The sequence below is a fragment of the Allobosea sp. OK403 genome (genome assembly GCF_900113835.1).
In the GTDB taxonomy this organism is placed as follows: domain Bacteria; phylum Pseudomonadota; class Alphaproteobacteria; order Rhizobiales; family Beijerinckiaceae; genus Allobosea.
In genome coordinates this window covers 1-22,743 of record NZ_FOQV01000005.1, presented here as the reverse complement: position 1 = coordinate 22,743, position 22,743 = coordinate 1, and the positions used below count along the sequence as shown (strand labels likewise).

Below are 22,743 nucleotides of genomic sequence, written 5' to 3'. Positions count from 1 at the left end.
CCTCCTGGAGCATGGTCATTTCCTCGCGGCGCAATCAGGAGTAAGGAGACGGTTTGGAGACCCGACCCGCCACGATGAAGAAAGTCCACATCAAGTCCTTCGGCTGCCAGATGAACGTCTATGACGGGCAGCGCATGGCCGATATCCTGAGCGAACAAGGCTATGAGGAGACCGCGACCCCCGAAGGCGCGGACCTGATCCTGCTCAACACCTGCCATATCCGCGACCGCGCCGTGCAGAAGGTCTATACCGAACTCGGCAAGCTGCGTGATCTGAAGGTCGCGCAGAAGTCCAATGGACAGCACACCAAGATCGTCGTGGCCGGCTGCGTCGCCCAGGCAGAGGGTGCAGAGATCCAGCGCCGGCAGCCGGCAGTCGATCTCGTCGTCGGCCCGCAAGCCTATCACCGCCTGCCGGCCCTGCTGGCGGAGGCTGCGAGCCGGCGCACCGTCGATACCGACCTGCCGATCGACGACAAGTTCGGGCATTTGCCGCCGCCCACGCCCAAGGCGATCCGCCAGCGCGGTATCTCGGCCTTCGTCACCGTGCAGGAAGGCTGCGACAAGTTCTGCGCCTTCTGCGTCGTGCCCTATACGCGCGGCGCGGAATTCTCGCGGCCGGTCGCGCAGATCATGGTCGAGATCGAGCGATTGGCGGCTTCGGGCGTGCAGGACGTCACGCTGATCGGCCAGAACGTCAACGCCTATCACGGCGAAGGCCCCGGCGGGGCCGTCTGGGGCCTGGCGCGCCTGATGCAGCGAGTCGCCGAGGTGCCCGGCGTCAGTCGCATCCGTTACACCACGAGCCATCCGCGCGACATGGCCGATGATCTGATTGCCGCCCATCGCGACCTGCCTCAACTGATGCCCTTCCTGCATTTGCCGGTGCAGGCGGGCTCCGACCGGATTCTGGCGGCGATGAACCGCAAGCATACCGCCGACGAGTACCGCCGCCTGATCGAGCGCATCCGGGCGGCGCGACCCGACATCGCCTTGTCCTCGGACTTCATCGTCGGCTTTCCCGGCGAGAGCGACGGTGATTTCGAGGATACGCTGCGCCTCGTCGACGAGATCGGCTTCGCCTCGAGCTATTCCTTCAAATATTCGCCGCGCCCCGGCACGCCGGCCGCCGATCTCGGCGAGCAGGTCGCGCCCCCGGTGATGAGCGAGCGCCTGCTGCGCCTGCAGGAGCGTATCGAGCACCACCGCCAGGCCTTCAACCATGCCATGGTGGGGCGCACCGTCGAGGTGCTGCTGGAACGTGTGGGCCGCCATCCCGGACAGCTTGCGGGAAAAACCCCCTACCTTCAGGCTGTGCAGATCGAGACTGAGTCGAATCAGATCGGCGACCGGGTTCAGGTGGTGATCGAGCGGGCGGGGTCCAACTCGCTGTTTGGCCGCAAGGCCGGGCCGGACGAGGTTCCGACAAAGGAACTGGCGGCTTGAACGCGACCCGGTTCGACCCGATTTTCTTGGGGCAGGGCAACGCCTGTCATCAGACTGAGATTGTTGCGTTCGGTTATGTTGCAGGACGACGCGTTGCAAGACGGCTCATTGCAAGACGACCCGGCCTCACGCTCCTGTCCGGCCGGCCCATCCGCCAGGGAGACGACGCTATTGGCACAGGCTGACCAGGTGACCCCGAGACCGGAACGAGGCCCACGGCGCGAGACGACGCCGGCACGCGTCGAGACCCTGACGCGCGACGGATTGCCCGCCACCGAGGTCCTGCTCTCCTTCGACGACAACCGGCTGGCGAGCCTTGTCTTCGGCGATTACGACCAGAATCTCGCCCATCTGGAGCGGCGTCTCGGCGTCGTGATCAGTCCCAATGGCAACCACGTCACCATCAGGGGCCCGCGCGAGACCGCCGAACAGGCCGGACGCGTGCTGAAGACGCTCTATACGCGGGCCAAGGCCGGCGCTTCCGTCACCCTCGGCGAGGTCGATGGCGCGATCGAGGAGAGCAATGTGCAGCGCTCCTTCTTCCCCGCCGCCGATGCCGGCAAGGCCTCTTTCGACGCAATCGTGACGCGCAAGCGCGGCCCGGTACGCGCCCGCAACGCGGCGCAGGACGCCTATCTGCGCCAACTCAAGCGCCATGAACTCGTGCTTGCCGAAGGACCGGCAGGCACCGGCAAGACCTGGCTCGCCGTCGGACATGCCGTCTCGCTGATCGAGCAGGGCGTGGTCGAGCGCATGGTGCTGTCGCGCCCGGCTGTCGAGGCCGGCGAACGGCTCGGCTTCCTGCCCGGCGACATGCGCGAGAAGGTCGATCCTTACCTGCGGCCGATCTACGACGCGCTGAACGACTTCATGGAAGCCCGCCATGTCGAGCGCGCCCTGCAGACCGGCATGATCGAGATCGCGCCGCTCGCCTTCATGCGCGGTCGCACGCTGACCAACGCCGTCGTGCTGCTCGACGAGGCCCAGAACGCGACCTCCGTCCAGATGAAGATGTTCCTGACCCGCCTCGGCGAGGGCTCGCGCATGATCATCACCGGCGACCCGACCCAGATCGACCTGCCGCCGGGCCAGCGCTCGGGCCTGATCGAGGCCGTCAAGCTGCTCTCAGGCGTCGAGGGCGTCGGCTATGCTAAATTCGAGGAGGGCGACGTTGTCCGTCACGATCTCGTGCGCCGCATCGTCATGGCCTATGAGGGCGCGGCCCGGCGCGAGCGCGAGGAGCGTGAGGAGCGGCTGCGCGCACTCGAGCCCCAGCCCCCGATCGAGGACGATACCGAGGGGCTGAAGCGCACCTTGTCGCGGGAGCGACCGCGATGAACGACCGACCTCGCATGCGGCGCTCGGCGCCGCATGCTGACAGGCCCGCGCCGGAGTTGACCTTGGCGCTGAGGATCCAGGCGAAACGCTGGCGCGAGCTTGCCGATCTGCGCCAGCGCGTGGCGGATGCGACGCAGGCCGCGCTCGCGGTTGCGCCTGTCACGCCGCTCGAAGGCGCCGAACTCAGCCTGCTGATGACCGATGACAAGCGCATCCGCGTGGTCAACCGCGACTGGCGCGGCTTCGACAAGCCGACCAACGTTCTCTCATTTCCAGCCGCACCGCCCGAGCGGATCGCCGGCAGTCCGGTTCTCGGCGACATCGTCCTGGCTTATGAGACGATTGCCCGCGAGGCGCAGGAGGAGGGCAAGGATTTCGGCGATCATGTCAGCCATCTTGTGATACACGGCCTGCTGCACCTGCTCGGCGAGGATCACGAAACACCAGCGCAGGCCGAACGGATGGAGGCGCTCGAGATCGCAGCGCTCGCCCGGCTTGGCATCGCCGACCCCTATGCGGACAGCGAGCCGCTCGCCCCAACCCCGGTTTTCTCCACAGCATCATGAGCGACGACAGTCGATCTACCCAGACAGACGCCACCAGCCGTGGCCTCTCCCATTGGCTTGGCCAGTTCCTCGAACGGCTCGGCATGCGCAGCGGCGCGACTATCCGCGAGGACATCACCGAAGCGCTGGCGCAGGACCGCGACAGCGGCCAGTCGGCTGATCTGAGCGCACAGGAGCGCGTAATGCTCTCCAATGTGCTCAGCCTGCGCGAACGACGCGTCGGCGACGTGATGGTACCGCGTGCCGATATCATCGCCGTTCCGGCCGATGCGACGCTGGACGAATTGCTGGCGCTGTTCCGGACGGCGGGCCATTCACGCCTGCCGGTCTTCGACGATTCGCTCGATGATCCGCGCGGCATGGTCCATATCCGTGACTTCCTCGAATTCATCGCCGAACAGGGCAAGGCCGACCCGAGCCCTGGCCTGTCGGAGCCGACGCTGCATAACCTCGCCGCAGTCGACCTTTCGACCACGCTGGCGAGTGCGAAGATTCTGCGCCCCGTGCTCTATGTCCCGCCCTCGATGCCGGCGGTCGACCTGCTCGTGAAGATGCAGGCGACACGGACGCATATCGCTCTCGTGATCGATGAGTATGGCGGAACGGACGGGCTGGTCTCGATGGAGGATCTTGTCGAGATCGTCGTCGGCGACATCGAGGACGAGCATGACCTCGACGAGGCTCCCGCGATCACCGCCACGGGCGAGGGTCGCTTCACCGCCGATGCGCGCGCGACACTGCACGAACTCAAGGACGCGACCGGCATCGATCTCTCGGACACAGAAGTTGCCGAGGAGATCGACACGCTGGGCGGGCTGATCGTGACGCTGGCCGGCCGCGTACCGGCGCAGGGCGAGACGATCGAGGGGCCGGAAGGCCTGTCCTTCGAGATCACCGAGGCCGATCCGCGCCGAATCAAGCGGCTCAGCATTCTCCGGCGCAGCCCAGCGGCCCCCGATACGGCGCCGCAGGCGGAAGCTGGCTGATGCGGCTCTCCGCGCTGGCTGACGGGATCATCCTCTCCTGGGGATGGCGCAAGCGCCTGATCGCGCTCGCTACAGGCGCCAGCGGCGCGCTCGCCTTGCCCCCGCTCGATCTCTGGCCGCTGATCGTCGTGCCCATGACCATCGCCGTCTGGTTGATCGACGGAGCGGTCGGCGCCACGGCGGCGAGCCGCTTCAAGGCGGCCTTTGCGGCAGGCTGGTGGTGGGGCTTCGGCTTCTTCCTCGCCGGCCTCTGGTGGTTGGGCGCGGCCTTCCTGGTGGAGGCCGACAAATTCGCCTGGGCGATGCCGCTCGGCGTCGTTGCCCTGCCGGCCTTTCTCGCCCTGTTCCCGGCGCTGGCCTTCGGCTGCGCCCGGTTGCTCTGGCCGGCCGGGGCGGGACGCATTCTCATGCTCGCCGTGGCGCTGACCGTCAGCGAATGGCTACGCGGCCATGTGCTGACCGGTTTTCCCTGGAACGTCTACGGCATGATGCTGGCGGGTCAGGGCTTCATCGCGCAATTCGCCGCGCTCGGCGGGCTCTATGGATTGACGCTGCTGGCGGTCGCGATCGGCGCGGCGCCTGCGACGCTCGGCACGGCCGAGGCCGGCGCGAGGCGCTGGCGCGCGCCGATCCTCGCCGTCTTGACGCTCGCCGCTCTCATCGGCTTCGGGGCCTGGCACATCCCGAACGCGGCGGCGCCAGTGGTTGCCGGCGTGAAGCTGCGATTGATGCAGCCGAACCTGGCGCAGGACGCCAAGTTCAGCGCCCGTAACGGCGAGGCGATCCTGAACGAATATCTCACGCTCAGCGACCGGGCGACGAGCCCCTCGACGCTCGGTGTGCAGGACGTCACCCATCTGATCTGGCCAGAATCGGCTTTTCCCTTCCTGCTCGGCCGCTCGCCTCAGGCGCTCGCGCGCATCGCCGCAGCCTTGCCGCCGAACACGACGCTGATCACCGGCGCGGCGCGGGCGGGCGAGGCGCTGCCCGGCGAAAGCCGGCCGCCGATCTTCAATTCGGTGCAGGTTGTGAACGACGGAGGCGTGATCGTTTCCAGTTACGACAAGGTCCATCTCGTGCCCTTCGGCGAGTATCTGCCGCCGATCCTGGAACGCTTGATCCGCGGCGTCGGGCTGTCGGAATTCGTCTCGATTCCGGGCGGCTTCGCGGCAGGCACGCGGCGCATCCCGCTCTCGATCCGCGGCCTGCCTGCAGTCGCGCCGCTGCTCTGCTACGAGGCGATCTTCCCCGGCGAGGTCATGCCGCAGCAGGGCCCGCGCCCCGGCCTGATGCTCAACCTGACCAATGACGGCTGGTTCGGCCAAACCAGCGGACCTTACCAGCACCTGGCTCAGGCGCGGATGCGCGCCATCGAGGAAGGGCTGCCGCTGGTCCGCGTCGCCAATACCGGAATCTCGGCGGTGATCGATGGTTATGGCCGCATCACGGCCAGCCTGCCCCTAGGCACACAGGGTGTTCTCGATGCAAACTTGCCGCAAGCGGCTCCCGTTACGCTCTATGCGCGATTCGGAGATGCCGCTTTAGTGGGGCTCATTGCACTGTTCTTGCTGCTTGCGCGGGTTCGACCGGGCTGATCATCCCAATTGGAACTTTTTCCCGCGAGAGGGATGGCCGTTCCCGCCGGAAGCATATAAATTGCTAAAATAAATTCGCGCCTGCCGGATGATAGATTTCCAAGAAAACTGACCCGAGGGTGGTCGATTCATGATCAAAAAAGTGCCCAACCCGATCGACCGCCATGTCGGAAGCCGTGTCCGGATGCGCCGAATGCTCGCTGGAGTCAGCCAGGAGAGGCTCGGCGAGGGTCTCGGACTGACCTTCCAGCAGGTCCAAAAATACGAAAAGGGCTCGAACCGCATCAGCGCCAGCCGCTTGCAGCAGATCGCCAAGATGCTGGATGTGCCGGTCTCCTTCTTCTTCGACGGAGCCCCGACCGGCGACATGCCGGCGGGCGGCTTCTCCGATGCCGCCTCGACGGCCTATGTCTCCGACTTCATGGCGACCAGCGAAGGCGTGCAGCTGACCAAGGCCTTCGTACGCATCAAGAGCGGGCGGGTGCGACGGCGCATCGTCGATCTCGTCGAGGCGCTGGCGGAAGAAGACAGCGGAATCGCGTGATCTGGCTCTCTTTTTGTTCGCCCTGACGAACAAAGCTCCCGAAAAACGGATTTCTGGCTTGACGACGAACGCGCCCGCTGCAAAGACGGTGCCCGTTTTCGTCGGCCGATCGTGTCGTCACGCCGGTCACTCGCCAACCCCATCCGAAGGGTTATCTGACCGTGTCACGCCAGAACTACCTGTTCACCAGCGAATCCGTCGGTGAAGGCCATCCCGACAAGATCTGCGACCGGATTTCCGACGAGGTCGTCGACCTGTTCTTCAAGGAAGCGGCCAAGTCCGGCATGGATCCCGCCCAGGTCCGCGTCGCCTGCGAGACCCTGGCCACGACCAACCGCGTCGTCATCGCTGGCGAGGTCCGCACCTCGCTCGACGAGAAGGCGATGAAGAGCAAGGTCAAGTCGGCCGCGCGCAAGGCGATCAAGGCGATCGGCTATGAGCAGGACGGCTTCCACTGGAAGAAGTGCAAGATCGACGTGCTGCTGCACGCCCAGTCGGCCGATATCGCCCAGGGCGTCGACGCCAGCGGCAACAAGGATGAAGGCGCGGGCGACCAGGGCATCATGTTCGGCTATGCCTGCCGCGAGACGCCGGAACTGATGCCGGCGCCGATCTATTACGCCCACAAGATCCTCGAAGTACTGGCCAAGGCCCGCCACGCCAAGGAAGGCGGCGCCGCCAAGCTCGGCCCCGACGCCAAGAGCCAGGTCACGGTCAAGTACGAGAACGGCAAGCCGGTCGGCGTCACCCAGATCGTGCTCTCGACCCAGCATGTCGACGAGAGCCTGACCTCGGCCGATGTCCGCAAGATCGTCGAGCCCTATATCCGCGAGACGCTGCCCGAAGGCTGGATCACCAAGGACACCGTCTGGCACGTCAACCCGACCGGCAAGTTCGTCATCGGCGGCCCCGACGGCGATGCCGGCTTGACCGGCCGCAAGATCATCGTCGACACCTATGGTGGAGCCGCCCCCCATGGTGGCGGCGCTTTCTCGGGCAAGGACCCGACCAAGGTCGACCGTTCGGCGGCCTATGCGGCGCGCTATCTCGCCAAGAACGTCGTCGCCGCCAAGCTCGCCGACCGCTGCACGATCCAGCTGTCCTACGCCATCGGCGTCGCCAAGCCGCTCTCGATCTATGTCGACCTGCACGGCACCGGCAAGGTCGATGAGGCGAAGCTCGAATCCGTACTCGGCGAGGTCATGGACCTGACCCCGCGCGGCATCCGCACGCATCTTGCGTTGAACAAGCCGATCTATGCCAAAACCGCCGCTTACGGCCATTTCGGCCGCAAAGCCGGCCGCGACGGCAGCTTCTCCTGGGAGAAGACCGATCTGGTCGATGCGCTGAAGAAGGCCGTCGCCTGAGCGGATAGCTTGCGACCACATGCGAAAGGCCGGGGCTCAAATCCCGGCCTTTTTCTTTGCCAAGAATCCGCTAGAGCAGGCTGACAGGCCGTGGAAACGTGCCGTCATCCTGGCCGAAGCGAAGCGGAGCGCCGGGATCCATCATAGGGCACCGTCCATGCCCTATGATGGATCCCGGATCTGCGCGGCTTCGCCGCTTGTCCAGGATGACGGCGTGTTCCTTTTGAAAAATAGTTCAATATCTAAAGACATGACAATGACCGACGATTTCGATCCTGACCGCGCCTTCTTCGGCCGTCGCAAAGGCAAGGCCCTGCGCGAAGGCCAGAATGCGATGATCGAGGGCGTATTGCCGCGCCTGCGCCTGCCCGATGGCGCGATCACCGATCTGGCGGCGCTGTTTCCGCAGCCTGTGACGGCGGTTCGGCTCGAGATCGGCTTCGGCGGCGGCGAGCATCTGCTCTCGCGGATGCGCGAGAGCCCGCAGATCGGTTTCATTGGCGTCGAGCCCTTCATCAACGGGATGGCGAAGTTCCTCGCCGTCATCGAGCGGGAAGGGCTGACCAATATCCGGCTCTGGGACGGCGATGCTGCGCTGATGCTGCCGCGCCTGCCGGCCGGCGGGCTCGATGCGATCGACCTGCTCTATCCCGATCCCTGGCCGAAGCGCCGCCAGCGCAAGCGGCGTTTCGTCTCCGAACGCACACTTGGCCTGTTCGCCCGCTGTCTGCGTCCGGGCGGCCGCTTCCGTTTCGCCAGCGACATCGACGATTATGTCGGCTGGACACTGGCGCGGCTCGCCCGCTCGCCCGATTTCGACTGGACGGATGAGCGCGCCGATGATTGGCGCAAGCCTTATCCCGGTTGGATCCGCACGCGCTACGAGGCGAAGGCCGTCGCGGCGGGCCGCGTGCCGAGCTACCTCACGGCTGTGCGTCGCGCATCCTGAGGAAGCCGAGCACGCGCTGGGCCGTCGTCGTGTTCAAGGTGCGGAAGCTCTGACGGGCGCGCTCGATCGCAACCTCCGACTTGCCGAGATCCTTGCGCAGGCCGATCAGCGCGCGCGCGGTCTCCCAGGACCAGCCGAGAGCCCGGCCGACCAGGAGCACGGCGTCACGATCCGTACCCAAAATGATCTGCTCGGTCGCCGGCAGGCCAAGCTGCGCCAGCGCCGCAACGGCGCACATCGCATGCTCCAGGGCGCCCGCAGCGGCGAATTCGACCAGCTTGGCCTCGTCGAGCTGACCGGCTTCGTGGAGCCGGTTGATCTCGATCAGGGCCGCGTTGAACTTGGCGTACCCGTCATGTGTCTGCGCCTCGGCGGCGATCGCCTGGGCCCCGCGCTCGACGGCCATGTCGACCGCGCCGGCAAGCGAGGGCTCCAGCGACGCCGTGAGGCGACGCCGCGCCGAATTCTTGGCCGCCACCAGAAGCTGATCGAGCAATTCGGCCGGAATGTCGCTGCGCGAGCCCAAAGTCGCCTGGAGCGCATCGTCCTGGACGGCCCGCATTACGAGCACGCCCATGCCATGGCGCGAGAAGCGCGCGGTCTGGTTTGCCGCCACCGCATGGGTGACGACGCGGCCACCGCGCAGAATCAGGAAATCCGTGACCGGCTCGCCGAGATCGAGCCGCTCAGTGATGGCGAGCATGTGATCGCGGCCCTTGGCCGCCGAGACAGCGACCAGATCCTGGTCGGTGAGACGTTTTGAGGCGATCAGCACCGGCCTGGCGACGGCGATCTCGTCGAGCGCGAGCTGGCGCACGACGCCGCTCGGCGCATTGGGAATGGGAGCGAGCCGCTCCGATAATTCGATACGGGCCCGGACCTCGATGGCACGCGAGAGCCGGCCGATCACCACGTCGAAAATGCTGACCTGGTCCTCTTCCATGCCTGCGGCAGTGGTGAGGAAGAGGTCGGTCAGGCGAGCCAGAATCTGCGTGCGGTCGTCATTCGACCCTCGCGTCATCGTCGCTTCAAGATCGCGCAACAGCGCACTCACCGAACTCATGCAGCATCCTCACGCAACGTCTGCGGCCGCACTATCGGGAAGAAGAATGACCAGCCGGTTAGCGCGAATGGAGAAAGCGCGACTTCCCGGATCGATCGATCCCGACCCGCAATCGATCCAGACCTTGCATGCGCTGGCGAGCCGGACTAAATAGCGTCTAACAGCTCTGGTTTCGGTATCAGCCGATGATCAAGAGCGGGCCTGCCGGCCCGCTCTTTTTTATTGGCCGAAGCCCTGCCGGGGCCAGAGCATGATGCCGCACCGAAGACCCGCGTCAGCGATAGAGCGGAAACCGGTTTTCGAGCGACATCATGGTCCAATGAGTTGGTTTGGAGCCGGATGATTTTCAGCTCCATGCAGGCGGCCAAGGTATGAACGAGACCACAGCAAGCACCGAGCAGGAGGCACGCCTCGTCGTCGAAAGCGGCGTGGCGGCGCGCGTGGCGGCCATTGTCGAGCCAGCGATCGTCGATCTCGGCTACAGGCTGGTGCGCGTGCGCGTCACCGGCCAGAACGGCTGCACGGTCCAGATCATGGCCGAGCGGCCCGACGGCACCATGAATGTCGAGGGCTGCGAGGCCGTCAGCCAGGCCGTCTCGCCGGCGCTCGACGTTGATGATCCCGTGCAGGTTGCCTATCATCTCGAGGTGTCTTCGCCGGGAATCGACCGGCCGCTGGTGCGGGCGAGCGATTTCGAGCGCTGGGCCGGGCATCTCGCCAAGATCGATACTGAAGCCGTCGTCTCCGGCCGCAAGCGCTTCCGCGGCATCTTGCGCGGCGTGGATGGCGGCAATGCCCTGCTCGCTCGCGACGATGCGAAATCGGAAGAGGAGCGCGACGTCGCCATTCCGATGTCGCTGATCGCCGAGGCTCGCCTCGTGCTCACCGACGCGCTCGTGACGGAATCGCTGCGCCGAGGCAAATCGGGCCTGCCGCCCGAGATGCCGCCGGCCGAAGAGATCGCCAGCCCGAAGAAGGGCATGGGAAAATCGCTGGGTCCGCGCCCGGGCAAGAAGCCCGGACAGGCTCCGCAGGACACAACGGAAGAGGAGTGAGCGCCATGGTCGTCAGCGCCAACAGGCTCGAACTGCTGCAGATCGCCGACGCGGTCGCCCGCGAGAAATCGATCGACCGGCAGATCGTCGTCGATGCGATGCAGGATGCGATCGCCAAGGCCGCGCGCTCGCGCTACGGCGCCGAGACCGACGTTCATGCCGAGATCAACACCAAGACCGGCGAACTGCGCCTCGCCCGCCATCTCCAGGTCGTCGACCTCGTCGAGAACGGTGCGACCGAAATCACCGTGGACGAGGCCAAGCGCCATAATCCGGCGGCCCAGGTCGGCGACGTCATCGCCGATCCGCTGCCGCCCTTCGATTTTGGCCGCATCGCCGCGCAGTCGGCCAAGCAGGTCATCGTGCAGAAGGTGCGCGAGGCCGAGCGTGACCGTCAGTACGACGAATACAAGGATCGCATCGGCGAGATCGTCAACGGCGCGGTCAAGCGCGTCGAATACGGCAATGTCTTCGTCGATCTCGGCCGTGGCGAGGCGATCATCCGGCGCGACGAGATGATCCCGCGCGAGACCTTCAAGGTCGGCGACCGTGCCCGCGCCTATGTCTACGACGTGCGCCGCGAGCCGCGTGGCCCGCAGATCTTCCTGTCGCGCACCCATCCGCAGTTCATGGCCAAGCTCTTCGGCCAGGAAGTGCCGGAGATCTATGACGGCATCGTCGAGGTGAAGGCCGTCGCTCGCGACCCCGGTTCCCGCGCCAAGATCGCCGTGATCAGCCGCGATTCCTCGATCGACCCGGTCGGCGCCTGCGTCGGCATGCGCGGCTCGCGCGTCCAGGCCGTCGTCGGCGAGCTCCAGGGCGAGAAGATCGACATCATCCCGTGGTCGCCCGATATCGCGACCTTCGTCGTCAACGCCCTGCAGCCGGCGGAAGTCGCCAAGGTCGTGCTCGACGAGGAGGCCGACAAGATCGAGGTCGTGGTGCCCGACGAGCAGCTCTCGCTGGCCATCGGTCGTCGCGGCCAGAACGTCCGCCTCGCCTCGCAGCTCACCGGCTGGGACATCGACATCCTGACCGAGGCCGAGGAGTCGGAGCGCCGCCAGAAGGAGTTCCTGCAGCGCACCGAGATCTTCATGAACGCGCTGAACGTCGACGAGACGGTCGGCCAGCTCCTGGCTTCGGAAGGCTTCCGCACGGTCGAGGAGGTCGCCTATGTCGAGCCCTCCGAGCTCGCCGCAATCGAAGGCTTCGACGAGGACACCGCCGCCGAGATCCAGGCGCGCGCGCAGGAGTATCTTGCCACGATCGAAGCCGAGTTCGACGAGAAGCGTCGCGCGCTCGGCGTCGCGGACGACTTGCGCGAGGTCGAAGGCATCACCACCTCCATGATGGTTGCGCTCGGCGAGAACGACGTGAAGAACGTTGAGGATCTCGCCGGCTGCGCCACTGATGATCTGGTTGGCTGGACCGAGCGCAAGGATGGCGAGACCACCCGCCATGCCGGTTATCTCGATGGCTATGATCTGTCCCGCCAGGATGCCGAAGCCATGATCATGGCTGCGCGCGTCAAGGCTGGTTGGATCGAGGCCCCTGCCGAAGAGACCGAGGCGGACGCCGCCGAAGAATCGGCCGAGGCCTGAGCCGGATCGCGCAGATGCAACGGGCTGTCTCGATGAGCGAGACGCGGAAAGACGGCCCGGAGCGCAGCTGCGTCGTGAGCCGGGCGGTGAAATCGCCCGACGATCTGATCCGCTTCGTGGTCGGGCCCGAAGGGGTCCTGACGCCAGATCTCCGGCGCAAGCTGCCGGGACGAGGCGTCTGGACGAGCCTGAGCGCCAAGACCGTCACCGAGGCGGTGAAGCGCAAGGCCTTCGAGCGATCGCTGAAGGCGAAGATCACCGTGCCGGCCGATCTGGTCGCGATGATCGACAGCCTGATGCTGCGTGACGCGCTGCAGGCCCTGGCGATGGCCAACAAGGCCGGGCTGGTCTCGAGCGGCTTCGCCAAGGTCGAGGCCGTGATCGGATCTGGCCGCTGCGCAGCGGTGATCGAAGCCAGCGACGGCGCCGAAGATGGCCGCCGCAAGATCGGACAAGCTCTGAAGCGGGCCGAAATTGCCCGTGAAGGCGCTGGCCTGAAGGTACGAAAGACACCTGTCGTCGCAATTTTCGCGGCGACGGATTTGGAATTGGCGTTGGGGCGGGCACATGTGATACATGCGGCGCTTGCTCCGGGTCCGGCGGCCGAGGGTTTCCTCTTCCGCTGGCGTCGGCTCGTCCGCTACAGGACGGACGATGTCGGTGCGACGGAGCCTGACCACCCGGCGCACTCCGACCCCTTAGACGAACAAACGACCGAACCGGCAGGACCGAACGCGGAATGAGCGATACCAAGACCCCGGGCGATAAGACCTTGACGGTCAGCCCCCCGAAGACCCTGACGTTGAAGCGTCCTGTCGAACAGAGCACTGTCCGGCAGAGCTTCTCGCATGGGCGCTCGAAGCAGGTCGTCGTCGAGGTCAAGCGACGCGCAGGCGGCCCCGAGGTCAAGGAGGCGCCGATCGCGCGCGCCCCTCAGCCTCAGGTCCAGCAGGCTGCGCCGCGCCCGGTTCCTCCGGCGCCTACTCCCGTCACGCGGCCCGCCGGCAGCATGCTGCTGCGCACGCTCTCGGAAGACGAGAAGGACGCCCGCCAGCGCGCACTCTCCGACTCACGCGACCGTGAAGCGGAAGCGCGCCGCATCGCCGAGGACGAAGCGCGCCAGCGCGCCGCCGTGATCGAACGCGAGCGCCAGGAGCGCGAAGCCGCCCTCGCCCGCCAGCGCGAGGAAGAAGAGCGTCGCCGCCAGGAAGACGATCACAAGCGTCGCGCCGAAAGCGCTGCCCGCCAGCGCATGAACGAGGAGCAGCAAGCTCCCCGTCCGGCAGCCCCCCAGCCGCCGCGTGACGCCGCGCCCGCCCCGCAAGGCGACAGCCCGGCGGCTGCGCCGGCAGCCCCGGCGCCTGCTTACGCCCAGGCGCCCCGTCCGGCTCCTTCTGGTCCGCGTCCCGATTTCGCCCCGCGTACACCGATGCGCGATATCGGTGCTCGCCCGCCCCGTCTGGACTCGCGCCCGCCGCGCCTCGACACCCCGCGCCCGCCGCGCCCGGTCGATACGACTGCACCGGCGGAACCAGCCATCACCCGGCCCACGCGCCAGGCGCCCTCCACGGCAGCGCCGCGCAGCCGTCCCGATGACACCGAGGCGCGTCCCGCGTTCCGTCGTCCTGGCGGCTTTGCCGGCGGTCCGCCGCGTGGCGCACCCGTGCCCGCGCCAAAAACTCCCAAGGTCGGCGAGAAGCCGCGTGGCCGCCTGACATTGTCGACCGCGACCGGCGGCGACGACGAGCGCACGCGCTCGGTCGCGGCCTTCCGTCGTCGTGTCCAGCGCATGACCGGGCACCGCGCCTCGGACGTCGCCAAGGAGCGCGTGATGCGCGAGGTGATCGTTCCTGAGACGATCACCATCCAGGAACTCGCCAACCGCATGACCGAGCGTGGCGTCGATGTCATCCGCCTGCTGATGAAGCAGGGCGCGATGCACAAGATCACCGATGTGATCGACGCGGACACGGCCCAGCTCGTCGCCGAGGAAATGGGTCATACCGTCAAGCGCGTCGCCGATTCCGACGTCGAAGGCGGCCTGTTCGACATAGCTGATCCCGAGGACACGCTTCTTCCGCGCCCGGCCGTCGTCACCATCATGGGCCATGTCGACCACGGCAAGACCTCGTTGCTCGACGCGATCCGTCAGACGCATGTCGTCACCGGCGAAGCCGGCGGCATCACCCAGCATATCGGCGCCTATCAGGTGAAGACGCCGTCGGGCGCACAGGTCACCTTCATCGACACGCCCGGCCACGCCGCCTTCACGGCGATGCGCGCCCGCGGCGCCAAGGTCACCGACGTCGTCGTGCTCGTGGTCGCGGCCGATGACGGCGTCATGCCGCAGACGGTCGAGGCCATCAATCACGCCAAGGCGGCCGGCGTGCCGCTGATCGTGGCGATCAACAAGATCGACAAGGCCGATGCCAGCCCCGAGCGGGTCCGCTCGGAGTTGCTGCAATACGAGATCCAGGTCGAGACGCTGGGCGGCGAGACGCTGGAGATCGAGGTCTCGGCCAAGACCGGCAAGAACCTCGACAAGCTGCTGGAAGCCATCGCGCTGCAGGCCGAACTGCTCGACCTGAAGGCCAATCCCGATCGGCCGGCCGAAGGCACCGTGATCGAGGCCAAGCTCGACCGCGGCCGTGGCCCGGTCGCGACCGTGCTTGTCCAGCGCGGCACGCTGCGCACCGGCGACATCGTCGTGGCGGGTTCGGAATGGGGCCGGGTGCGCGCCCTGATCGGCGACACCGGGGCTCATATCAAGGAAGCCCCCCCCTCGCTTCCCGTCGAGGTGCTCGGCTTCAACGGCACGCCCGAGGCCGGCGACCGCGTTGCGGTGGTCGAATCCGAGGCCCGCGCCCGCGAGATCACCGATTACCGTGAGCGCCAGAAGCGCGACCGCATCGCCGCGCGCGGCGGCGGCTCGGCGGCCGGCCGTTCGCTCGCCGACATGATGCGCGACCTCAAGGAAGGCGCTGGCCGCAAGGAATTCCCGCTCGTCGTCAAGGGCGACGTGCAGGGTTCGGTCGAAGCCATTGTGGGAACACTGGAAAAAGTCGGCAACGACGAGGTGCGCGCCCGCGTGCTGCAGTCGGGCGTCGGCGGCATTACCGAATCCGACATCACGCTGGCCCAGGCTTCGGGCGCGGCCGTGATCGGCTTCAACGTGCGCGCCCATAAGGAAGCGCGCGAGGCGGCCGAACGGGCCGGGGTTGAGATCCGCTACTACAACATCATCTACAACCTCGTGGATGACGTTAAGGCGGCGATGTCGGGCCTGCTTGCTCCGACCCTGCGCGAAACCATGCTCGGCAATGCCCAGATCCTCGAGATCTTCGCGGTCTCGAAGGTCGGCAAGATCGCCGGCTGCCGCGTCACCGACGGTACGATCGAGCGCGGCGCCAATGTCCGCCTGATCCGCGACAATGTCGTGGTTCACGAGGGCAAGCTCGCCCAGCTCAAGCGCTTCAAGGACGACGCGAAGGAAGTCGTGGCCGGCCAGGAGTGCGGCATGTCCTTCGAGAACTACCAGGACATGCGCGCCGGCGACGTCATCGAGTGCTACCGCGTCGAAGAGATCAAGCGGACGCTGTAAAGCAGCCGCTTCCCCAAGGAAGCGCGTCATGGTCGGGCTTGCCCCGACCATCTCGTGACGAAAAGAGCGCCGTCCAGCGCCTCATCCTTCAAGAGATGGCTGGGTCAAGCCCGGCCATGACGTTTAATCCGGTCCGATCCCGGAGAACGAGAACCATGGCAAGACCAGCAAAACCCTCCGGCCCCTCGCAGCGGCAGTTGCGCATCGGCGAATTGATCCGCCACGCCATCGCCGAGTTGCTCGCGCGCGGCGACATCCACGACGATGTCCTCGCCAAGCACGTCATCACCGTGCCGGAGGTGCGCCTTTCATCCGATCTGAAGCTCGCAACCTGCTTCATCATGCCGCTCGGCGGCGGCGACGTGAAGCCGGTGCTGAAGGCGCTGACCGACCATAAGCGCTATATCCGCGGCGAGATCGCCCACCGCGTGAACCTGAAATATGCGCCCGACGTCCGCTTCCTGCAGGATGAGAGCTTCGCCGAGGCCGAGCGCGTCGACGCGCTGCTGTATTCCGAGAAGGTGCGCCAGGACATCCTGAAGCAGCCGCTGCGGATCCAGCAGGACAACCCAAACCAGGACGAGGGAGGGCAGGACGATGAGTGAGGTCGCCGCTGCCGAAGACGCCACCCTGCCGGCGCAGGATGAAGGTCGCAGCTTTGCGCCGCGCCCGAAGAAGCGCGACGTGCATGGTTGGGTCGTGCTCGACAAGCCCGTCGGCATGACTTCGACCCATGCCGTCAGCGTGGTGAAGCGCGCTTTCTCGGCCAAGAAGGCCGGCCATGCCGGTACGCTCGATCCGCTCGCCTCGGGCCTGCTGCCGATCGCACTCGGCGAGGCGACCAAGACCGTTCCCTTCGTCATGGACGGGCGCAAGGCCTATCAGTTCACCGTCGCCTGGGGCACCCAGACCGACACCGACGACACCGAGGGCAAGGTCATCGCCACTTCGGAAGCCCGTCCGGAGGAGGCCGCAATCACCGCGCTGCTGCCGCGCTTCACCGGCACGATCCAGCAGGTGCCGCCGAAATATTCCGCCATCAAGATAGCCGGCGAGCGCGCCTATGATCTCGCGCGCGAGGGCGAGGAGGTGACGCTGCAGGCGCGGCCCGTCGAGATCGACGCGCTGCGCATCGTCAGCCACACCGCGCAGACCACAACCTTCGAGGCAGAATGCGGCAAGGGCACCTATGTGCGGGCGATCGCACGCGATCTCGGCCTGGCGCTGGGCTGCCTGGGACATGTCGCCCATCTCCGGCGCACCCGTGTCGGCCCGTTCAGTGTCGCAGATGCCGCCAGCGTCGAGAGCCTGCGTGAAAGCCCGGAAGCGGCGACCGCCGCACTTCTGCCGGTGAAGACCGCGCTGTCGCTGATCCCCGAGATCGTCGTCCATCGCGACGCGGCGCTGCGCCTGAAGCGCGGCCAGAGCGTGCTGCTGCGCGGGCGCGACGCACCGGTCGAAGCGCCGGCCGTCTACGCGACATCGGGCGGCGTGCTGATCGCGACCGGCTCGATCGACAATGGCGAATTGGTGCCGCACCGCGTCTTCAACCTGTAGTTTCCGGTTCCTTTCTGACAACATTGCGTTTCTGGCGACGTTCGTGGTCTCGAACTGGTCTTGTTGTGCCCCCGCCCTGAATCACGATTGCATCGGCCCAGCGGCCAAAATAGATTGAGGTGGGCAGACCTGTTAGAGACCATAGAGCCGGCGCTGCGCGACCAAATACGGCCTGACGTCAGGGGATGAAAACGATGATCGCGATCACTCGCCGCCTCAGCATCGCCGCCGCGGCCGCTGTCGCACTTGTCGGCGGATTCTCCGGCGTCGCCTCCGCACAGACGGAGCTGACCTTCTGGACCTGGCGTCAGGAGGATCGCGCGGCTTATCAAATCTTCTTCCAGGCCTTCGAAAAGGCCAATCCCGGCATCAAGGTCAGATTCGAGGGCTTCGAGCCCGCCAACTACCAGACCATCCTGTCGACGGCGCTGGCGGGAGGGCGCGGGCCCGATGTGATGCAGGTGCGGGCCTATGGCAATCTCGAGAGCATCGCCAAGCCCGGTTATCTCATGGCGCTCGACAAGACCAACGCACCCGAAACCGCCAATTTCCCCGATTCAGCGCTGGCGGCCGAGAGCCTGCGCGCCGACGGCAAGGTCTACGCGCTGCCCTTCGCCTCGCAGACCATGCTGGTGGTCTACAACACCGAACTCTTCACCAAGCATGGTGTCACGCCCCCCCAAAGCTGGGACGAACTCGTTGCCCTGTGCAAGGCGCTCAAGGCCAAGGGTGTGATGCCGTTCGCCAACGGCACCGCCACAGCCTGGCAGAACGAGACCATCGTTCAGGCGCTGCTCTCGTCCCTGCTCGGCAAGGAGTTCGAGGCCGACCTGCTTTCCGGCAAGGCCGATTTCACCGATCCGCGCTTCGTCGGCGCGCTGACCAAGTTGAACGAGCTCAAGGACTATTTCGCGCCGAATTTCTCCGGCATCGACTACGCCTCGTCGCAGCAGCTCTTCGCCGCCGGTAGCGCAGCGATGTTCGCCGGCGGCTCCTACGAGGTCGCGGCCTTTCAGAAACAGAATCCGCGCCTCAAGCTTGGCGTCTTCGCCTCCCCGCCCGCCAAGGCTGGCGAGCCGTCGCTCGTCGCCGTTTTCTACGATGGCGGCTATGCCGTGAACGCCAGGACGGACAAGAAGGAGGCGGCGCTGAAGCTGGTACGCTGGCTCGGCACGCCAGAGTTCGGGACGATGCTGAGCAGCGCTCTGCAGAACGTCTCGCCGATCAAGGGCGTCAGGGCTGAGGCGCCAGCGGTGCAGCAGGTGATGAAGCTGAACGAAAGCGCAATGTCCTACCTCATGCTGGTGCATTTCCGCTACCAGGAGCCCTCTGGCTCGGTGCTGCTGCAGGCGGGCGTGCAGAAGATGCTCGCCGGGCAGACCACGCCCGCCGAAGTCGGCGCCGAGATCACCAAGGGCATCGCGACCTATTATGCGCCGTTCAAGAAATAGCTGAGCCATGCCGGATATGGGTTCGGCCACCCGCCACCGGCTCTGGGTGACGTTCCTCGTCACACCGCCCCTGGCGGTGATGGCGATGTTCGTGGTTTATCCGATCCTGTCAGCGTTCTCCTACGCCTTCTTCTCCTGGCACGGCCTGTCGCGCGAGGCCTTCGTCGGGCTTGAGAATTTCGCCGACCTGTTCGCGAAGCCGCATTACGCGCAGCCGATCATGCGCGCCTTCGGACACAACCTGATCGTGCTTGCGGCCCTGCTCGTGGTGCAGAACGGCGGCGGCTTCCTGCTCGCCTGGTTCTTGTACCGCGAACCCTTCGGCTTTCGCTTTCACCGGGTCGCGGTCTTCCTGCCGGTCATCCTGTCGAGCGTGATCGTCGCCTTCCTGTGGAAGCTGCTGCTTCATCCGAATTTCGGCGCGGTGAACGGCGCGCTGAACGCGGCGGGGCTGGGCAACCTCGCTCTGCCCTGGCTCGGCGACAGCCGCACCGCGCTTGCCGCCCTGATCTTCGCCAATGCCTGGCACTGGATCGGCTTCCCGACGCTGGTCTTTCTTGCGGGCATGCAGCGCATTCCGCGCGAAGTCCTGGAAAGCGCCGAACTCGATGGAGCGAGCCAGATCCAGGTGCTACGCCGCATCGTCTGGCCGCTGGCGGCGCCGAGCGCGACGGTGACCTTCACCCTGCTCTTCATCGGCGCCTTCAACTGGTTCGAGCTGCCCTATCTGATGACCGGCCTCGAAGGCTCGCCCTTCGGTTCGACCGATGTGCTCGGCCTCGTGTTCTACCGCCTCGCCTTCGGCAACCAGAGCGCCAGCGTTCAGGATTTCGGCCATGGTTCGGCCTTGGCGACACTGCTCTTCCTGTTCATGGCGGCTGTCGCGACGGCAGCGACGATCCGCCTGCGCCGACGCGAGATCGCGCTGTGACGCGCCGGTTCGCTCGTCCCGCCGATCTTGCGAGCGCCGGCATGGTCCAGCTCGTGCTGATCCTGAATTCGGCGTTGATGCTCTACCCGATCGTGATCATGGTGTTCGCCGCTTTCAAGCCGACGGCGGAGATCTTCGCCAGGCCCTTCGCGCCGCCCGATTTCAGCAATATCGACAATTTCGCCCGGATCGTCGAGGAAGCCAACTTCCTGCGCTATCTCGGCAATTCGATCCTGGTCACGGGCGTCTCAGTCGTGCTGATCCTGATGCTGGGAACGATGGCGGCCTACGCGATCGCACGCTACCGGTTTGCACTGGCGACGCCGATCTTCCTGATCTTCCTCGCCGGGCTGATGCTGCCGCTGAAGCTCGCGATCATCCCGCTCTTCGTCCAGATGAACGGGCTCGGGCTGATCGATTCGCGGCTCTCGCTGATCCTGATCTATGTCGCGATGGGGCTACCCTCGACCGTCTTCATCATGACGGGCTTCCTGCGCACATTACCGGGCGAACTCGAGGATGCCGCCCGCATCGACGGCGCTTCCGAGCCGCGCATCATGTGGTCGATCATGCTGCCCTTGTGCAAGCCGCCCCTGGTGATCGCCGGCATCCACAACGCCGTGCCGGTCTGGAACGATTTCTTCTTCCCGCTGATCTTCATCCAGAGCGATGCACGCAAGACGCTGCCACAGGGCCTGACCACATTCGTCGGCGAGTACGCGACCGACTGGGGCATGCTGTTCGCCGGGCTCACCATCGCGGCGCTGCCGATCACATTGGTCTACATCGTGCTATCGCGCCAATTCATCGCCGGGATGACGCAGGGCGTCGTGAAATAGGGTGGCGCGCCGGGATCGGCCGCCGACCAGGGCGCCTTTGGGTTTGAAGCAGCGGCCCCAGAGATCGTCCGGCAAGGCCTTGCCCCTGGCCCGGCGCCGAGACCACGACCTGCGCGGCCGCTGGCGACAAGGGCAGCCATGTGCGGGCGATCGCCACCGGCTCGATCGACAGTGGCGAGCTTGTGCGGCACCGCGTCTTCAACCTGTGAATTCGTTTGGAATCGCCTACACTCATAGGTTGGTAAATCAAACGTAAACACAATTTCAAGGCTTCTGCGGCAATTTGATCCTGTTGCCGTGCGGCAGAAAGCGCGCGCGGCCGGGGGGAGCGGGGGCCGCGCATGATTTTGTCGACTTCGAAGCTGTCGATCAGGCATATCCTGATCGGCCTGATCTGTGCGATGGCGCTGACGACCGGCGGCCTGACGCTCCAGGAAATCTGGTCCTCCTACAAGCGCTACGGCGTCTCCCAGCAGGTTGTCGGGCTGGCGGGATTGAACCGGAATCTATTCGATGCGCTCGGCGCCTTCCGGCTCGAGCGCGCCTCGATGCAGAGCGCCGTCATCCTGCCGAGCGACAAGAACCCGTCCTCGATCGCCACCTATATGCAGCGGCGCAAGCAAGTCGACGAAGCCATGGCGCAGGCGAATTCGGTGCTGACCGCTTCGAACCGCCCGGCTCTAGCCCCGTTCCAGCGCGACCTCGCCGCCATCTATGACGAGAATCGCAAGCTGCGCGAGAGCGTCGAGAGCGACCTCAAACTACCGGTCGAGGGCCGCGACAAGCAGATGCCGGATCGCATCCTCTCTGTCGGCGAGAAGCTGCTGATCAGCCTCGACAAGACATCGCTGGCCGTCGATAGCGAGATCCGCGCGCTCAATCCGGCTCTGACCGAACTCGTGGTCGCTCGCGCGCTCTCCTGGGCGACACGTACCTATGCCGGCACATCCGGCGTCATGGTCAGCACGATCACGGCGCAGCAGCGCCCCTTCGACGCGAAGGAGACGCGCGTCCTGTTGAGCAATGACGCCAGCGCGCTAGCCAGCTGGCAGGCCCTGCGCGACATGGCTGACACTGCCCAGACCGACCCGGTGATCAAGGCCGCCATCGCCACGGGCCAAGCCACCTATTTCGCCGGCCCGGTCAAGGAGATGCGCGAAAAGCTCGTCGCGCAGGCGACCTCCGGCAGCAAGCCCAGCATGTCGGTCGACCAGTGGCGCGGCGAGATCGTGCCTGCACTTGAAACCATCGCGGCCGTTGCCAGTACGGCGCTGGACCGGGCCAGCGCAGGAGCGAATGCAACCGCGGCTCAGGCCTTTGCCGAACTCCTGACATATGGCGCCGTTCTGCTCGTGAGCCTGCTGATCGCCATCGCCGGATATGTCGTGGTGCGCTCGCGCGTCACCACCCCGCTCGCGCAGATGACAGCAGCGATGACGCAGCTGGCGAAGGGCGAGCTCGATACTGCGCTGCCGCGGATCAGCCATAAGGACGAGATCGGCGCGATGGCGAGCGCCTTGTCGGTCTTCCAGGAAAACCTGGTCAAGATGCGCGAGCTCGAGCAATCGGAACGCGCAGCTTCGGCCGCTCGCCTGGCGCGGGCGCAGTCGATGGAAGCTGTGGTGACGGATGTCGGCGAGGTCGTCGCGGCTGCGGCGTCGGGAGATTTCTCGGCGCGGCTCGAGATCGAGCATGCCGATGCGCAGATGCAGAAGCTCGTCGCGGGCATCAACGAGATCAATGCGGTGGTTGATTCAGCCACATCCGAATTCGCCGCCGCCCTGCAGGCGGTGGCAGGCGGCGACCTGACCGCCCGGATCGAGACCGCCTATCGCGGCAAATTCGCCGAGCTCAA

19 protein-coding genes are annotated in these 22,743 nt (G+C 66.0%); 18 read left to right on the top strand and 1 reads right to left on the bottom strand.

What is annotated here, in order from left to right; all coding sequences use genetic code 11:
- Window positions 1-74: 74 nt before the first annotated feature.
- The 8 genes from miaB to BMZ97_RS18040 all read left to right on the top strand — a co-directional run bounded on the left by miaB (window position 75) and on the right by BMZ97_RS18040 (window position 8,790).
- Window positions 75-1,445: a tRNA (N6-isopentenyl adenosine(37)-C2)-methylthiotransferase MiaB gene (miaB, locus tag BMZ97_RS18075; RefSeq protein ID WP_092172577.1), complete on the top strand. Its 1,371-nt coding sequence runs from the start codon at window positions 75-77 to the stop codon at window positions 1,443-1,445.
- A gap of 249 nt (window positions 1,446-1,694) precedes the next feature.
- Window positions 1,695-2,783 carry a PhoH family protein gene (locus BMZ97_RS18070; protein ID WP_244546496.1) on the top strand — a complete coding sequence of 363 codons (1,089 nt, stop codon included), beginning with the start codon at window positions 1,695-1,697 and terminating at the stop codon, window positions 2,781-2,783.
- Complete coding sequence (ybeY, locus tag BMZ97_RS18065) at window positions 2,780-3,349, top strand: rRNA maturation RNase YbeY (RefSeq protein ID WP_244546476.1); 570 nt, start codon at window positions 2,780-2,782, stop codon at window positions 3,347-3,349. Before BMZ97_RS18070 ends, ybeY begins: the two co-directional genes overlap by 4 nt.
- An 83-nt stretch (window positions 3,350-3,432) precedes the next feature.
- On the top strand, window positions 3,433-4,335 hold the full coding sequence (locus BMZ97_RS18060) for a hemolysin family protein (RefSeq protein ID WP_244546495.1): 903 nt from the start codon (window positions 3,433-3,435) through the stop codon (window positions 4,333-4,335).
- Entirely contained in the window at window positions 4,335-5,930 is a 1,596-nt protein-coding gene (lnt, locus tag BMZ97_RS18055; protein WP_092172565.1) for an apolipoprotein N-acyltransferase, read from the top strand. Before BMZ97_RS18060 ends, lnt begins: the two co-directional genes overlap by 1 nt.
- Before the next feature lie 130 nt (window positions 5,931-6,060).
- Window positions 6,061-6,474: a helix-turn-helix domain-containing protein gene (locus BMZ97_RS18050; RefSeq protein WP_092172562.1), complete on the top strand. Its 414-nt coding sequence runs from the start codon at window positions 6,061-6,063 to the stop codon at window positions 6,472-6,474.
- 161 nt (window positions 6,475-6,635) lie between these two features.
- Window positions 6,636-7,841 (top strand): methionine adenosyltransferase, encoded by a 1,206-nt coding sequence (gene metK / locus BMZ97_RS18045; protein ID WP_092172559.1) that lies wholly within the window; start codon window positions 6,636-6,638, stop codon window positions 7,839-7,841.
- Between the two features lie 256 nt (window positions 7,842-8,097).
- Window positions 8,098-8,790 carry a tRNA (guanine(46)-N(7))-methyltransferase TrmB gene (locus BMZ97_RS18040; protein ID WP_092172556.1) on the top strand — a complete coding sequence of 231 codons (693 nt, stop codon included), beginning with the start codon at window positions 8,098-8,100 and terminating at the stop codon, window positions 8,788-8,790.
- Here BMZ97_RS18040 and BMZ97_RS18035 read toward each other — a convergent pair.
- Window positions 8,765-9,853, bottom strand: a complete 1,089-nt coding sequence (locus BMZ97_RS18035) for a DUF2336 domain-containing protein (protein WP_092172554.1) — start codon at window positions 9,851-9,853, stop codon at window positions 8,765-8,767. The two genes, BMZ97_RS18040 and BMZ97_RS18035, sit on opposite strands and share 26 nt — an antisense overlap.
- A gap of 371 nt (window positions 9,854-10,224) precedes the next feature.
- Here BMZ97_RS18035 and rimP point away from each other — a divergent pair, with 371 nt between their 5' ends.
- The 10 genes from rimP to BMZ97_RS17985 all read left to right on the top strand — a co-directional run.
- Window positions 10,225-10,908: a ribosome maturation factor RimP gene (gene rimP, locus BMZ97_RS18030; RefSeq protein WP_092173276.1), complete on the top strand. Its 684-nt coding sequence runs from the start codon at window positions 10,225-10,227 to the stop codon at window positions 10,906-10,908.
- A gap of 5 nt (window positions 10,909-10,913) precedes the next feature.
- The gene (nusA, locus tag BMZ97_RS18025) at window positions 10,914-12,509 is read left to right on the top strand and encodes a transcription termination factor NusA (RefSeq protein ID WP_092172551.1); all 1,596 of its coding nucleotides are present in this window, start codon (window positions 10,914-10,916) and stop codon (window positions 12,507-12,509) included.
- A gap of 14 nt (window positions 12,510-12,523) precedes the next feature.
- Window positions 12,524-13,252, top strand: a complete 729-nt coding sequence (locus BMZ97_RS18020; protein WP_092172548.1) for an RNA-binding protein — start codon at window positions 12,524-12,526, stop codon at window positions 13,250-13,252.
- Window positions 13,249-16,110: a translation initiation factor IF-2 gene (infB, locus tag BMZ97_RS18015; protein ID WP_092172545.1), complete on the top strand. Its 2,862-nt coding sequence runs from the start codon at window positions 13,249-13,251 to the stop codon at window positions 16,108-16,110. Before BMZ97_RS18020 ends, infB begins: the two co-directional genes overlap by 4 nt.
- 155 nt (window positions 16,111-16,265) lie before the next feature.
- Window positions 16,266-16,715 carry a 30S ribosome-binding factor RbfA gene (gene rbfA / locus BMZ97_RS18010; protein ID WP_092172542.1) on the top strand — a complete coding sequence of 150 codons (450 nt, stop codon included), beginning with the start codon at window positions 16,266-16,268 and terminating at the stop codon, window positions 16,713-16,715.
- On the top strand, window positions 16,708-17,667 hold the full coding sequence (truB, locus tag BMZ97_RS18005; protein WP_092172539.1) for a tRNA pseudouridine(55) synthase TruB: 960 nt from the start codon (window positions 16,708-16,710) through the stop codon (window positions 17,665-17,667). Before rbfA ends, truB begins: the two co-directional genes overlap by 8 nt.
- A 194-nt stretch (window positions 17,668-17,861) precedes the next feature.
- Complete coding sequence (locus BMZ97_RS18000; protein WP_210188284.1) at window positions 17,862-19,118, top strand: extracellular solute-binding protein; 1,257 nt, start codon at window positions 17,862-17,864, stop codon at window positions 19,116-19,118.
- Between the two features lie 7 nt (window positions 19,119-19,125).
- On the top strand, window positions 19,126-20,049 hold the full coding sequence (locus tag BMZ97_RS17995; protein ID WP_092172532.1) for a carbohydrate ABC transporter permease: 924 nt from the start codon (window positions 19,126-19,128) through the stop codon (window positions 20,047-20,049).
- A complete protein-coding gene (locus tag BMZ97_RS17990; protein WP_244546475.1) occupies window positions 20,046-20,888 on the top strand; it encodes a carbohydrate ABC transporter permease in 843 nt (280 codons plus the stop codon). The genes BMZ97_RS17995 and BMZ97_RS17990 overlap by 4 nt, the downstream gene beginning before the upstream one ends.
- 341 nt (window positions 20,889-21,229) lie before the next feature.
- A partial coding sequence (locus BMZ97_RS17985; protein WP_139221253.1) for a HAMP domain-containing protein occupies window positions 21,230-22,743 on the top strand: 1,514 nt, incomplete at its 3' end.

Excerpts from the sequence above, each read along its gene's own strand:
- BMZ97_RS18035 (WP_092172554.1), bottom strand. The coding sequence starts at position 9,853 with ATGAGTTCGGTGAGTGCGCTGTTGCGCGATCTTGAAGCGACGATGACG.
- rbfA (WP_092172542.1), top strand. The coding sequence starts at position 16,266 with ATGGCAAGACCAGCAAAACCCTCCGGCCCCTCGCAGCGGCAGTTGCGC.
- rimP (WP_092173276.1), top strand. The coding sequence starts at position 10,225 with ATGAACGAGACCACAGCAAGCACCGAGCAGGAGGCACGCCTCGTCGTC.
- BMZ97_RS18000 (WP_210188284.1), top strand. The coding sequence starts at position 17,862 with ATGATCGCGATCACTCGCCGCCTCAGCATCGCCGCCGCGGCCGCTGTC.
- truB (WP_092172539.1), top strand. The coding sequence starts at position 16,708 with ATGAGTGAGGTCGCCGCTGCCGAAGACGCCACCCTGCCGGCGCAGGAT.
- ybeY (WP_244546476.1), top strand. The coding sequence starts at position 2,780 with ATGAACGACCGACCTCGCATGCGGCGCTCGGCGCCGCATGCTGACAGG.
- BMZ97_RS18040 (WP_092172556.1), top strand. The coding sequence starts at position 8,098 with ATGACCGACGATTTCGATCCTGACCGCGCCTTCTTCGGCCGTCGCAAA.
- infB (WP_092172545.1), top strand. The coding sequence starts at position 13,249 with ATGAGCGATACCAAGACCCCGGGCGATAAGACCTTGACGGTCAGCCCC.
- nusA (WP_092172551.1), top strand. The coding sequence starts at position 10,914 with ATGGTCGTCAGCGCCAACAGGCTCGAACTGCTGCAGATCGCCGACGCG.
- BMZ97_RS18060 (WP_244546495.1), top strand. The coding sequence starts at position 3,433 with ATGCGCAGCGGCGCGACTATCCGCGAGGACATCACCGAAGCGCTGGCG.
- miaB (WP_092172577.1), top strand. The coding sequence starts at position 75 with ATGAAGAAAGTCCACATCAAGTCCTTCGGCTGCCAGATGAACGTCTAT.
- lnt (WP_092172565.1), top strand. The coding sequence starts at position 4,335 with ATGCGGCTCTCCGCGCTGGCTGACGGGATCATCCTCTCCTGGGGATGG.
- BMZ97_RS18020 (WP_092172548.1), top strand. The coding sequence starts at position 12,524 with ATGCAACGGGCTGTCTCGATGAGCGAGACGCGGAAAGACGGCCCGGAG.
- BMZ97_RS17995 (WP_092172532.1), top strand. The coding sequence starts at position 19,126 with ATGCCGGATATGGGTTCGGCCACCCGCCACCGGCTCTGGGTGACGTTC.
- BMZ97_RS18050 (WP_092172562.1), top strand. The coding sequence starts at position 6,061 with ATGATCAAAAAAGTGCCCAACCCGATCGACCGCCATGTCGGAAGCCGT.